Source organism: Bacteroidota bacterium, assembly GCA_016713765.1.
Taxonomy (GTDB): domain Bacteria; phylum Bacteroidota; class Bacteroidia; order AKYH767-A; family 2013-40CM-41-45; genus Pollutiaquabacter; species Pollutiaquabacter aromativorans.
Genome location: JADJON010000001.1, coordinates 415,020 through 428,339, shown reverse-complemented (window position 1 = coordinate 428,339; position 13,320 = coordinate 415,020). Strand labels below are relative to the sequence as shown.

General features: G+C 54.6%; 8 protein-coding genes. 4 read left to right on the top strand and 4 right to left on the bottom strand.

The features are described 5' to 3' along the window. Nucleotides 1-66 precede the first annotated feature (66 nt). On the top strand, nucleotides 67-1,656 hold the full coding sequence (locus IPJ96_01775; protein MBK7909076.1) for a T9SS type A sorting domain-containing protein: 1,590 nt from the start codon (nucleotides 67-69) through the stop codon (nucleotides 1,654-1,656). Between the two features lie 139 nt (nucleotides 1,657-1,795). After that, nucleotides 1,796-5,278, top strand: coding sequence for a fibronectin type III domain-containing protein (locus IPJ96_01770; GenBank protein ID MBK7909075.1), 3,483 nt, complete (start codon nucleotides 1,796-1,798; stop codon nucleotides 5,276-5,278). A 442-nt stretch (nucleotides 5,279-5,720) separates the two neighbouring features. Here IPJ96_01770 and IPJ96_01765 read toward each other — a convergent pair whose 3' ends face one another. The 4 genes from IPJ96_01765 to IPJ96_01750 form a co-directional block, all read right to left on the bottom strand. Next, on the bottom strand, nucleotides 5,721-6,341 hold the full coding sequence (locus tag IPJ96_01765; GenBank protein ID MBK7909074.1) for a response regulator transcription factor: 621 nt from the start codon (nucleotides 6,339-6,341) through the stop codon (nucleotides 5,721-5,723). 74 nt (nucleotides 6,342-6,415) lie between these two features. Beyond that, entirely contained in the window at nucleotides 6,416-7,345 is a 930-nt protein-coding gene (locus IPJ96_01760; GenBank protein MBK7909073.1) for a phosphotransferase, read from the bottom strand. A gap of 3 nt (nucleotides 7,346-7,348) precedes the next feature. After that, nucleotides 7,349-8,098, bottom strand: a complete 750-nt coding sequence (locus IPJ96_01755; protein MBK7909072.1) for a class I SAM-dependent methyltransferase — start codon at nucleotides 8,096-8,098, stop codon at nucleotides 7,349-7,351. A 241-nt stretch (nucleotides 8,099-8,339) separates the two neighbouring features. Continuing rightward, nucleotides 8,340-11,291: a hypothetical protein gene (locus tag IPJ96_01750; protein MBK7909071.1), complete on the bottom strand. Its 2,952-nt coding sequence runs from the start codon at nucleotides 11,289-11,291 to the stop codon at nucleotides 8,340-8,342. A 150-nt stretch (nucleotides 11,292-11,441) separates the two neighbouring features. Between IPJ96_01750 and IPJ96_01745 the strand changes: the two genes are divergently transcribed. Together IPJ96_01745 and IPJ96_01740 are read left to right on the top strand one after the other, a co-directional pair. After that, nucleotides 11,442-12,662 (top strand): T9SS type A sorting domain-containing protein, encoded by a 1,221-nt coding sequence (locus IPJ96_01745; GenBank protein MBK7909070.1) that lies wholly within the window; start codon nucleotides 11,442-11,444, stop codon nucleotides 12,660-12,662. A gap of 148 nt (nucleotides 12,663-12,810) precedes the next feature. Further along, nucleotides 12,811-13,302, top strand: a complete 492-nt coding sequence (locus IPJ96_01740) for a cytochrome P460 family protein (protein MBK7909069.1) — start codon at nucleotides 12,811-12,813, stop codon at nucleotides 13,300-13,302. Nucleotides 13,303-13,320: the final 18 nt, after the last annotated feature.

The following is a 13,320-nucleotide window of genomic DNA, read 5'->3' as shown; positions in this document are numbered from 1 at the left end:
AAATTCCGATCGAAGAGAGAAAGTTGAATTAGGAACGAATAAATTTGTTGAAAACCTCCCCTGTTGATGAAACATCTTTACCTCCTCTCTGCAACGCTCCTGCTATTCACCTTTACCGCTCCGGCTCAACAGTTCAGTTGGATCGGCGAGTTCCCGATGCGATACAACATGAATCCGGGAATGCCGATCAGCCAGATCACCGCATTGCCGAATGGAAATACCGTCGGATTTCGTGTCGACAGTTCCGCGGTCATCTATGGGTCCGACATCTATGGCCTTCAACTACTCGAGTGCCGCGACGGAAGTGGCACACTCCTCTGGGAACTGCCGTTCGGCCCCGAGGCCCATCTTCGTCATGTCATCAGCGACGGAAACGGAAATTGCGTACTCAACGGATACTTCATGGACACTCTCCTGCTGGGCGTGAACGATACGCTCTACAATACGCTCGGCGGTCTCTGGACGAACAGCTTCCTGGCTTCCATCGACCCGAACGGGCAGGTGAATTGGAAACGTAACCTGACACGTGAAAATCCGGATGCGTACGAGGTCGGTTGCCTGGCACGTCATCCGGATGGAAGTGTGTGGTATGCGCACAGTGATTTTTCCAAAAGTGTCATCTGTCGACTTGATGCCAATGGAAACGAGCAGCGGGTCGATAGCGTTTCCGGCATCCGTCTGCTGAGTGGTCTCGCAATCGATCCTTTCGGCAATCGTTATCTCTCCGGCGCGAACGAATCCGGGACGCTGACGGTGAACAACCTTTCCATCAGCGCGATCACTTCCTACGGACAATTCGTAGCACGCGTGCGTGCGGACGGAACCGCGCATTGGGCCTATTCCGGCAACGACATCACCTTTCAACGACCCGAAGTCGTCGCCGGCGACGACGGATCGGTCAGCCTCTCCTGTGTCGTCTTCGATTCCATCACCTGGGGCAATATCTCCTTACCGTCTCCCGGGAATTCGCAGACGTTTTATCTGGTGCACGCCGATTCAACCGGTTTCTTTACCTGGGGACGTCAGATGCCGGTCGGCGCAGATCCCTTCTCCTACCTTCAACCGCTCGCGCAACATTACCTCAGCAGGTTGAGCGATGGCACCATTGTATTGATCGGTAATCAACGCGCGACCGTGGATTGGGGTAATGGTGTCGTGCTGTCATCCGGCAGCTCGTTTTCGCAAAGCACCGCCATCCTCTATTTCCATCCTGCCGATGGCAGTGTGATCCACGGCCTCATCGGCGGATCGACCGGATACGATTATACCCAGTCACTCGCCGTAGGACCGGCCAATGAAGTCTGGTTTACCTCCACCGTTACCGACAGCGCTACCTACGGACCGTTCCTCGTCAATACCGGCGAAGCCTACCGTACCATTGTTGGCAAGGTGAGTGCGCCATTGCCCAGCGGGGTCAGCGGTATCGCGGCTTCCGATGCGGTCGTATTCCCGAACCCGATCAGTGATCTGTTGTGGGTTCGCGGACAAGCGCCCGGAACAAGTGCCCGGATACTTTCTTTGGACGGACGATTGCTGGAGAGTCGGCAAGCGGACGCGGGCACGGTGTTCTCACTCCAACAGTACCCGGCCGGAGTTTATCTGCTCCAACTGATCAATGAGACTGGTGTGCGCTGTCTGAAGGTTATTCGGAACTGAGTCGCCGTACTCATCTACAAGGCTGCCGCAAGAGAAAAAGGGAGCCGTCGAGCGTAGCTGATGAAACGGTAACCTGCCTTCCGGCCATTCATTGGGGCGGCTTTTTCGTTGATTTCAGGAGTGTTTTGAAAATATCGAAATGCGCACTATCTTGACGTATCAACTGCTGCGATCCCACATGAAAAAACTGTTACTGTTGCTGGCCGCCATGGGTGCGGCTTTGCTGACGAGTGCCCAGTGCACGACCTCGAACGCGACCTCTTGTGTGTGTCCGGCCGGCGCGTCCAACTGCGACCTGTTACCCGATATTTCGGTTGGCAAGGATGCGATCACCGCTTCCGGCGGCTATACCGAATATGCCCAGATCAACGCCGGTACCAGTCAAAGCGGACAGGGTTCCGATGACGGACGTCTGCGACTTACCGGCTCTACACCGAACATCGGGTACGGTCCGATGGAAGTTCGCGGTGTTTCGAAGTGGGTTTGCGGCACCGATACGGTGACCGCTTATCCCGGCACCGGCACCTGTCCCGATGGATCGGATCCCAAGCAGGTTGTCGCGCAGCGCGTCTATCACAAGAACGGCAGCGTGATGACGTATTCCGATCGTGAAGCGGGTACGATGACCTACCACCCTACACACGGCCATCAACACATCGATGGCTGGGGATTCTACACGCTGCGCATCGAGAACCCTACCGATCCGAATCCGCTCAACTGGCCGATTGTCGGCAGCGGTTCCAAACTCGCTTTCTGCCTGCTCGACCTGAGCAATTGCAACAGCAGCAACGGTCATTGTCGCGACTCCCTCAATAATATCCTCACCAGCACCAACCTGCCCAACTACGGACTCGGTGGCGGCCAGTATGGTTGTTCGAATACGCTTCAGGGTATCTCCGCCGGCTACGTCGATATTTATTCGAAGACGCTGGACGGCATGTGGATCAACATTCCGCAGGGAACCTGTAACGGCAACTACTGGATCGTGGTGCAGATCGACCCCAACAACAATTTTCAGGAACTCCGTGAAAACAACAACGTGATCGCGGTACCGATCACCCTCACCCGGCAGACGGCGCCGGGTACCGGTGTCGCGACCATCAGCAGCAATCGCGCAGGTGTGATCGCTCCCGGCGATGTGGCAACCCTTACGGCAAATGCCGGAACGGCCTACACCTGGTCCACGGGTGCAACAACACAGTCGATCCAGGTCAGCACTGCCGGCACCTATCGCGTGACCGTCACCAGCCCTTGCGGCACCGCGACCTCCGCTCCCTACACCTTGAGCGTGCTGACCGCCCCAACTGCCCCGTCCGTGACGAATGCGAGTCGATGTGGAAGCGGTTCGGTTACCTTGGGGGCCAGCGGATCCGGGACCCTGAAGTGGTACACCGGCGCATCGGGTGGAATATCCATTGCTACCGGATCGAGTTACACCACCCCCACGCTCAGCGCGACCACGAACTATTATGTATCGAACAGCGTGACCAGCTCCGGCACTAACAGCAGTGCCGGTCCTGCCAGCATTACCATCGGCGCCGGCGCCTACAACACGAGCAGCACGGCGCAATACCTGGTATTCAACGTGTATTCGAACATCGTCCTGCAGTCGATCAAGGTGTATTCCAACACAGCCGCGAGTCGTACTTTCACCTTGTTCGATAAGAATCTTTCGACCCTGCGCACCACGACGGTCCCGCTGGTGAACGGTACGAATACGGTCACCCTGAACTGGAGCATCCCGCCCGGCGATTTTTACCGCATCCAGAGCAGTGGCACCGGCATGTATTACAACACGGCGGGTGTTTCTTACCCGTACAACTATCCGGGATTGCTGCAGATCCATAACTCATCGGGTGGACATGGTCAGTATTATTACTTCTACGACTGGCAGGTGCGGCGCGCCGATATCGTCCAGGAAAGTGCGCGCACTATGGTGACGGCCACGATCAATCCGATTCCGTCGGTTTCATTCACCGGTCTTGCCGCATCGTACACGACTGGTTCTTCACCGGCAATGCTGACCGGCTCTCCTTCCGGCGGAACGTTTTCGGGTCCCGGCATCAGCGGCAATACGTTCACGCCTTCAGTTGCTGGCGCAGGTGGTCCGTATACCGTAACCTACACCTACACGAACGCATTCGGTTGCACGGGCACGGCTACGGCCACTACCACGGTTACCGCTGCGGGGAACAATTGTCTACGTCCTACCGGACTGGGCTCCTCCGCGGTCACCAACGTTTCCGCGACGGTGAGCTGGAGCAACGCGGCCACGGCCGACACGTTCCGGATCCGGTATTCGGTGAACGGCACGACGAACTGTTTGTATAAGGACGTCAACGGCGCAGGTGGTGTCAGCAGCACCGGCCTTAGCGGACTCTCTCCGGGAACGACTTACCAGTTCCAGGTCAGTTCCATCTGCCGCGGCGTGAGCAGCGGTTACAGCAACTCCGCCACCTTTACCACGACCAACGCGCCGATTCCCTGCGCGGTCCCCAACGCGCTTAGCACGACCAACATCGCGAACAACAGCGCAACGGTGGGCTGGACACCCTTCGTTACCGCCGATGTATTCCGTATCCGGTATTATGTGAACGGAACGTCTACGTACTTCTACAAAGACCTCAACGGAAGTTCCGGCAGCAGCACATCGCTGACGAACCTGACACAAAACACAACCTACAAATGGCAGGTCAGTTCGATCTGTAATGGTGTGAGCAGCGGGTATAGCTCCGTTGCTACGTTTACGACGACGAATAATCCGACTCCGTGCGGCCGACCCTTCGGTCTCGGAACTTCGAATGTGGCGAACACCAGCGCTACCGTGAGCTGGACCAACCTGGTGACCGCCGACATTTTCCGTATTCGCTATTCAGTCAACGGCACTACGAATTATCTCTATAAAGATGTCAGCGGCGTAGGCGGAACGACTTCTGCAAGCCTGACCGGTTTGACGCCCAATACGACCTATCAGTTCCAGGTATCTTCGATCTGTTCCGGTCTTAGCAGCGGTTACAGTACCGCGTTAACCTTTTGCACCACGAATGCGCCGGTGCCGTGCGCGACTCCGTACGGACTCAGTTCAACGAATGTGACCAACAACAGCGCGGTTGTCAACTGGACACCGATGGTAACGGCCGACAGTTTCATGGTACGCTACTCGGTAAACGGTACGACGAACTACCTCTGGAAAAAAGTCAGCGGAGCCGGTGGCGTGACCAACATGTCGCTTACCGGTCTCTCCGCGAACACGACCTATCAGTGGCAGGTGCGCTCGATCTGTAACGGCGTTACAACTTCGATTTACAGTTCCTCGGCATTGTTCACCACAGGTCTGATCCGTCAGGGCAACTTCGGAACGACCGATGAGTCGGATGCGCTGACGGCCTTCCCGAATCCTGCACACGAAAATGTTCAGTTGCGCTATTTCTCCGGACTCCTCGGAAAAGCCCGCCTGACCGTTTACGACCTGAGCGGTCGCAGCCTGCTAATGGAAACGAAAACGGTCATGGAAGGAGAAAATCGCTTCGAACTTTCCTTAAAGGACCTTCAGTCGGGCACCTACCTGATCCGCCTGGATCAGGGTGAACAAACCAAGGTAATCCGGATCGTGAAAGAATGATTATTTTAAACCGTCTTTGACGTAAAAAACCCCCAAGTTGAATCAACAAGGGGGTTTTTTATTGCCAAAACACAACCTGCTCTGAAAGAGAAGATCCCGCCTGCGCGCGGGATCTTCAGATGAGCATGAAAAACTGATAAATAACTACTATGAGAAGAAGGGGGTGCCCGAAGGCTGTACTCAGTGGTGCAAAGGTCGCAAGGCAAGGACCCAAGGCCAATACGACAAATGGATGATTTTGGGCTGCAATGTTCCGGGTTTCGGGTTCCGGGATCCGCGTTGTCAATTGTCAATGCCTAACTAGGGTTGACAGTTGAAGGTTGAAGGTTGAAGGTTGAAAATTCAGGCTAGTTATCTTTCTCGCAGTTCGTCCCTCGTCCCACGTCCCTACCACTCAAGCCGGAACCCGGAACAAACAACCCTTTGCCCTTCGTCGCTCCTGCTAGATCCGTCCGGTCTTATTCAACGCTTCGATCCTGTTCTGCACGTGCAGCTTTTCGTAGATGTTATAGATGTGTGTACGGATCGTGTTTACGCTGACGTGTAGTTTTTCGGCGATCTCTTTATTTCGGAATCCCTGTGCAAGCAGATCGAGGATTTCGTTTTCACGCGGCGTTAACAAAGCGGCTTCCGGGCTGGAGAGCGGCGCCTGGCGGAAAGAAGCCACCACTTTACGCGCGATGGAGCTGCTCATGGGCGCTCCGCCCCGATGCAATTCGCGGATCGCGTCAAGCAAATTGTCTCCGGCGGAACGTTTCAGAATATATCCACTCGCACCGGCGGAAAGCGCACGGAAGATCTTCTCGTCGTCTTCGTACACGGTACACATCATGATGTGCACCGACGGGTACTTTTCCTTGATGATCCTGGAACACGCGATACCATCCATGCCGGGAAGGTTGATATCCATCAAGACGACGTCGGGAGGCATTTCGGCAAAGGCTTCCAGCGCTTCTTCCGCAGTGCCGTAAGCACGGCAAAGGAATTCGTCACTGCTCTCGATCAGGAATGACATCCCGTCACGGATGTCGTGGTGATCTTCAATCACCGCTACGCGGATCATCGGCTCGTTCTCCTTCATGTTGCTTCAGTCTAAAAGTGGATGAATATAACCGGTCGCAAGTTACGCAAGCCGGCTCAAGCTTGCTGCAAACGAATCCGCCAATTCCGGTATCGATTGCCGTCAAAGAGCAGGTCGAGGTTGTCTACATAGACCTGTGCCTTCTCCGGTTCATCGATGAACCGCTGGATGCGTTGCAAACACAGGACGACCAATTGAAACCGGAGCCGCTGCGACAGAAAGCGTTCCTTGCCTTCGGATGCTCGAAACCAGGTCCCGAGCAACGTTCGCTGAAATACCCAGTCCTCCAGTCGTACCGTGGGTATCGTAAGATAATATAAAATATCGTAAAGCGAATCGCCCCGGTAGGCACCGGCTTCGAAATCGATCATCAGCATCTTTTCCGAACCCTGTTCATTGGTGAAATTAAAGGTGTTCAGGTCATAGTGCACGGTCACCTGGCGGAGCAGAGGACGATAAGCCAGGTAGCGCAGGGCCATCCACCCCAGTTGCACGCGCCTCCACAGTGACAGCCGCTTGTTCACGGCTTTTCGGAGTTCGATCAGACGGATCAGCGGATAGAAGGCCCCTTTCAGCTTTTCTTTTTTACTAAAGCCACGTGAAGACTGCGGGATCTGTTGAAACTCCTGCAGGGCCGCGATCCATTTTTCCGCTTCCGCCGTCGTCCAGGCTTTCAGTAGTATGGTATCGCGGGTATAGTGTTCGAGTTGCACACAGTCCATCAACATCCAGTGATCGCTCCGGTCCACGATCCGCGGAAGTTTCAGGTGCTTCAATTCATGCGCTTCGGCCAATTGCAAAAGGTCCGCTTCCCGGCGCAACTTGCCAGGAAACAATTTGTTCACTTTCAAAATCAGGGGGGGACCGCCCGACAGCTCCGCAACTTTATAGACGCCGCGCAGCTTTTTTTCCGAAAGCACCTCCATCAGCCGGAGCGACCGCTGCTCCAGGATCGGCTGGTAAAGGGATTCCGGTTGCGCTATCAACGCTTACTTTTTTAGTCCGACGACAAAACGTCCACCGAAATACTTGGTCAGCGGTGAACGCGACAGAAAGCGGAGAAAACCGTCACCGAAAATCGTCATGACCGCGGGGAAGTCGGTGCCGATGATATCGACCACTTCGAATGGCGCGAACGCCTTTTTCAACTCCCATGGATACGCATGACTCTTGATCTTCTTACCGCGGACATGGCGGTGCCAGAATTTCATGACCGCTTTGAACGGATTGAAGAAGTGCAATTGATTCATCACTTCGCAAACCAGGATGCCGTCCTTTTGTAGAACGCGATGAATGTCCTTGGTATACGCCGGATATTCTTCGAGCGGGATCAGGTAGAGAAACGCACCCAGTGTAGCGCCGTCGAAGGACGCGTCCGAAAACGGCAACTTTTTCATATCGGCGACATGATACTCGAGGATGTCCTTGTACTGCGCCGGCAATTTCGAGCGACTGACATCCAGCATGGCGTTGGTCAGGTCACAGGCGACAACTTTCTTATAGCCGAAGGTCACCAACTCCAACGCAACGCGGCCGGTACCGGAGGCCACATCGATGATTTTCTTCTCCGGTTGGATCAGGTTATACTTCCGAAGGATATCGAAGAAATACGCGTTACGCAGACTCTTCGCCTTGCTTCCGCCTTTACTGGTCCAGCGACGCTGATCATAAACACTCGCTTCCTTCGTATAAGTATCGAGGTAATACTGGTTCAGGTCCTTCTTTTGTTCAGTGCTCATGTAACGGGTGGGATAAGATCGCGGGGAGTCTACAACGTACGCAGGATGAAGCCGCTTGTATCTTGTTGAATATTAGTTAATTAGTGTTGTTGTGAGAAGGATCCAAGCTGGCTGCAGATTGAAACTCCGCATGCTCTTCCACTGCATTAAGACGTAAATCATCGAAAAAAGATACGTCTCGCAGGGGGATGATTGGGCAAAAACCGCTGCTCGGGGCTACGGCGGTCTTTCTTCGGGTTGCTTAGTAGTGAACTTGCACTTGAATACGCGTGCCTTTGGTACCGGGCGAATCAATGCTGATCGTTCCACCGATCTCCGCGATACGCTTTTGCATATTGACCAGACCATTGCCGTGTTTGGGCTTGCTCCGGTCAATGCCGTTGCCGTCGTCTTCGATCAGCAAGAGCAGGCTCCGGTTGGTCGCATCATTTACGATATGCACTTTCACCTGGTGTGCCCGGGCATGGCGCAACACGTTCCGCAATGCTTCTTTCAAAACCAGGAACAGGTTCCGGCGCACGGCGGCTTTGATCGGGATGAGTTGCGATTGCGGAGAGGATTCGATTTGCAAGGGCAGGTTGTGCAATTCACAAAAATCGTAGGCATACTGCCGCAAATAAGCGATGAGGTTGTCGAGGGTGTCGTTCGAAGGGTTGAGCGCCCAGATGATCTCGTTCATCTTGTTGATGAGATCATTCGAGGTTTCACCGATCTTTTTCAGCGCGCCCCGTTGCCGTTCGTTCAATGCTTCGGCGGAGCTGATGATCTTGGAATAGATCAGGATGTTGGTGAGATCGGCGCCCAGATCGTCGTGCATATCCGCGCCGATTCTTCGACGCTCCACTTCCAACGCCTGCTGTTCGCGTAAATAAACGAACTGCTTTTGGTACCGGCGGGCGATGATTCTACGAATGAGCAGGAACGCCAGCCCGACCGCGAGGGCGATCATCAGGATCCGGAATGCCAGCGTCTTGTAAAAGGGGGGCAGTATCCGGAATTCCAGAAACGCCGTTGGGCCCCAGTCGGAATTGAATTTCTTCGCCTGTACCTCGAAGCGATAGTAGCCGGGATCCATATCACTGATCAGGATACCCGTCGTAGCCGCGACCGTCCATTCCTCATCATCGGGCAGAAACCTGTAACGGAACTGCATCAGATGGGGTTGATCAAAGGTTGGTGCGATATAGGTCAGTCCGATCGAATTGCTGTCGGGCTGAACAACGATCGGTGCCTTCAACGATACCGATTGCCCGAGGATTTCAAAATCGGTGATGTAGGTCGTCGGCGGCAGGGCTTTCGTCTTCTTCCGGATCCTGTCGATGGTGCAAACGCCATCCGGAGTAGCCAGGTACAGATACCGGTTGTCAATAGCCAGATCGTTGGTGTACTCATTCAGCAAACCGTCGCGGTTGGCGAATTTTTCGATCAGGTGAAGGGAAGCTCCATCCCACTGCAGAATATTCACACCGTTCGTAGTCGCGAGGAAGATCTTTCCTTCCCGGCGGACGAGCTTGGTGCAATGGTCGCCGGTAAGACCGAGGGAATTGTAATCCGCGTGAAAAATGATCGCATCATTTTTCATCACATACAAACCCCGACCATAGGTGCCGATCAACAGACATCCGTCGTCCGTCTCGTTGATTACCGTAATACGGCTGATGAACAAGGAATCGAACTGCGGGAACTCCCGGACTTTGTCACCTTCCAGATAGGATAGTCGCTCAAAATGTTCGAACCACAATCGTCCGTCGCTGGCAAAGAACGGGGCATAGACCCGGAAATTGATATCCGGATGCGTCAGCTCCCCCTGGTACAGGCGACCATTCCGTTGGATGACAGGTCGGATACCGGTAAGGGAACTGGTGTAATTCGTGCCGTTGCGGTCACGGAACAATCGCTTCAAGCCGGCGACTTCAAAACCCTCAATCGATGGAATGGGACGGGCCTCCTCATATGACCCATCACTCCGTCGAGCCAGGAGGAACAAGCCTCGGTCTGCGGCACATAAGATATTCCCGGTGGAATCTTCCAATAAAGACAAGACCCGGTTGATGGTATTGTTTTCCTTCAACAGGTCAAAGCGCGAGAGTCGGCCGCCTTCCCGATGATACACCGATCCGTTGCTGGTGCCGATCCACTGGCTCCCGTCGCGAGCGGCGATAATGGAGAACACCTGTTCCCGATGCTCGTCGTTGGGAATGTACTGGGCCGAAATCTGAGGATTGTTGGCCGGCGATTTATAGACCCCGTTGCCGATCGTCGTGAACCAACGATTGCCTTCACGATCGTTGTAGACCCGGCTGATCACCTGGCCGGTGAAGTATCGGAGGGCCGGAGCGAATCCGCCGGGCGTCTTCTTCAGATAGTACACGCATTTGTCGTTGTTCATCATCCACAGACTGCCGTCTTCATCCTGTGTGATGCGTCCCATGTTCATCTGCGCGGGGATCTCGGCGGCGCTCAGCAGCAATTCCGCCTCGTAGCCATTGAGGCGAAAGAGCCCGCGCGTACTGATCAGCAATCCCGTTCGCGGACCGGTATTTTCCATCCAGGCCACGGTATCACCGATGCCCGGCATTTCAACCGGCGTTTCCTTCAGATCGTCCGAGTTGATGCGAACCAATCCATCCTGCACGTTCACGATCATGACGCCGGGCTCGGGTTCATAGAGAAAGGTCCAGCCCGCACGCGCAGGATTGGCGATCGTATCGGGCATGATAAAATCACAGTGATCGGACGGATCAATGCGCAGCACCTGGTTACTCAGCCCTCCGAACCAGATATTTCCCTTCGCGTCTTCCCGGAACGACAACAAGCCACGATCCGCCAGACCCTTCGGCAGGTCGGGGTCATTGTAGGGATTATGGATCTTACCGTCGAGATAATAGCACAACAATCCTTTCAGGGTCAGAAACCAGATGCGTCCCTTCGAATCCTGATAGATGCGCAGGACTTCGCTGTCGACCAGTCCATTCTGCACATTGTATCCACGAAACGCGCGCCCGTCGAAGCGGGAAGCGCCCGCATCCGTGCCGAACCACAAAAAACCCCGGGCGTCCTGAAATGCGCAGTAGACGGTATTCGAAGGAAGTCCGTCGCGCCGGTCATAGACCCGGTAAACGGGATCCTGTGCCCGGGCACCGGACAACAGGAAGCAAAACAGGCAGGTTAAAAGGCGCAGGAAAGGTCTCACGTAGGGAATCAAGTTAATCAATGCCCCCGGGGCTTGCAACAGTCCCCGAAAGCCGCTCCTGTGGCGGATTCGTGCGCAAGGCGGGAAAGTTCAGCGATTACGTGACGGGCGTCATCCTCCGCTTCAACGGCTTCAGTATATTTGTTCGACATGCGCCTGACCCTACTCCTGCTGATCTGGTCCCTGTTCGCCTCCGCGCAACAGACCTTTACTGTCTTCGACCGAAATAACTCCCCGCTTCCCGACAACCAATGCCGCTACATCGCGATCGACAGTCTGAACCGGAAATGGTTCTGTACCGAATTCGGTCTTGCGATCTACGACGACAACACCTGGACGGTTTACCAGACGACGAACAGCGGTCTCACCGACAATTCTGTCAAGCATGTCGCGTTCGATGCGGCTGGTCGGGCGTGGATCTCGACACAGAACGGAGGCGTCTGCGTATTCGACGGCACGAACTGGACCAGCTACACCACGGCCAACTCGCCGATCGCCGCCGACTATATCCGAAGCGTTACGATCGATCGCTTTGGCAGCGCGTGGATCTGTACCATCGCCGGACTTAGCCGGTTCGACGGCGCCAACTGGACGACCTGGAACATTGGCAATTCGAACATTCCCGTTGATCACATCTCACGCTGCGTAATTGAAAACGATACACTGCGCTGGCTGGGAACGGTGAACGGCGGATTTTCCCAAATGATCCGTGATACGGGGTTCACCACCTGGGACTACATGCACCAGAACTTTCCCGACAACAGCATGAACGATCTTGTACTGGGTCCGCTTAACCACCTGTGGATGACATGTCCTGCCGGCGCGCTGGTCAATTTCTACAACGGCGGTTGGTTCACTTACAATACGCTCAGTTCCGGTATCCCCACCAATTCGCTCAACTCCCTGCAGTTCGATTCCCTGACCAACATCTGGTTGGGCACCTACGATCGTGGCATCGTGAAAAAAGAAGGCCCGGTTTACTACAGCTGGTACACCGCGAACTCCGACATGCCGGACGACAATGTCTTTTATACCTGTATTGAAGGAAACGGAATCGTCTGGGCCGGAACGGAACAAAGCGGCGTGGTGCGCTTCGATGAAAACCTCTGGCTCGGACCCAAGCCGGTGGCCGAACCTTCCCGCCTCACACTCTTTCCGAATCCGGCGCACGATTTCGTCAACCTCCGATTCGACCATGCGCGACCCGACCTTGTCCAGCTTTACAACATGCAAGGACAATTGATCCGGTCTATGCACAACCTCTCAGCGCCTGTACAGCGCCTTGATCTCACTGGATTATCGGGTGGGTGTTATCTGGTTCGCATCGCGGAAGGAACCCGTATTGAGCGAAAAACACTGATCATCGAATAACGCTTCTTCCTTTTTCTTGCTTTCATCCTGTGATTCGTGACAATCATCACAATCATTGGGTAGCTGCCTGCGTTAGCTTTAGGGGATTGATAGAAACTTTGATTCCGATTGGATCTGTCTCTTGTTAACCCCTTCCATTCCCTCTGCCATGAACAACTCTCTCAAGTTAATGTTGATGCTGCTTCCGGCAGTTACAACGATGATCGCGTGTAAGAAGGACAAAGAAGAATCATCTGCTGATCAGGCGTTCTCTTCGGAGATCCGGAACGGCAGTTATTCCTATTACCAAAATGGAAACACGCTGAGCGCCGCGTCCCCCAGCCCGCACGGCTCTTTCAAACTGAAATTCAACTCCACCGCATTGGCCGCGCTCGATTCAACAGGCGAACTCCCGTCCGGAGCGACTTTCCCGAACGGCTCGGTGATCGTTAAGGAAGTCGTGTCGGGTTCCGGCGTAACTTTATTGGCGGTCATGAAGAAGGAGCCCTCGAACGCAAATGCCGGCAGCGGCTGGATGTGGGCGGAATATGAACCGGACGGATCTACTGTTTTCAGTGTAGGTAAAAAGGGAGATGGTTGCATCGGGTGCCACAGCGGATCACCCAACCGTGATCTGGTCCGCAGCTTCGACTTGCACTAAGCCGCGAATATTACCCCC

Bases quoted from the DNA above. Each gene is read 5' to 3' on its own strand.
- IPJ96_01775 (MBK7909076.1), top strand. From the start codon at position 67: ATGAAACATCTTTACCTCCTCTCTGCAACGCTCCTGCTATTCACCTTT.
- IPJ96_01755 (MBK7909072.1), bottom strand. From the start codon at position 8,098: ATGAGCACTGAACAAAAGAAGGACCTGAACCAGTATTACCTCGATACT.
- IPJ96_01765 (MBK7909074.1), bottom strand. From the start codon at position 6,341: ATGATCCGCGTAGCGGTGATTGAAGATCACCACGACATCCGTGACGGG.
- IPJ96_01770 (MBK7909075.1), top strand. From the start codon at position 1,796: ATGCGCACTATCTTGACGTATCAACTGCTGCGATCCCACATGAAAAAA.
- IPJ96_01745 (MBK7909070.1), top strand. From the start codon at position 11,442: ATGCGCCTGACCCTACTCCTGCTGATCTGGTCCCTGTTCGCCTCCGCG.
- IPJ96_01740 (MBK7909069.1), top strand. From the start codon at position 12,811: ATGAACAACTCTCTCAAGTTAATGTTGATGCTGCTTCCGGCAGTTACA.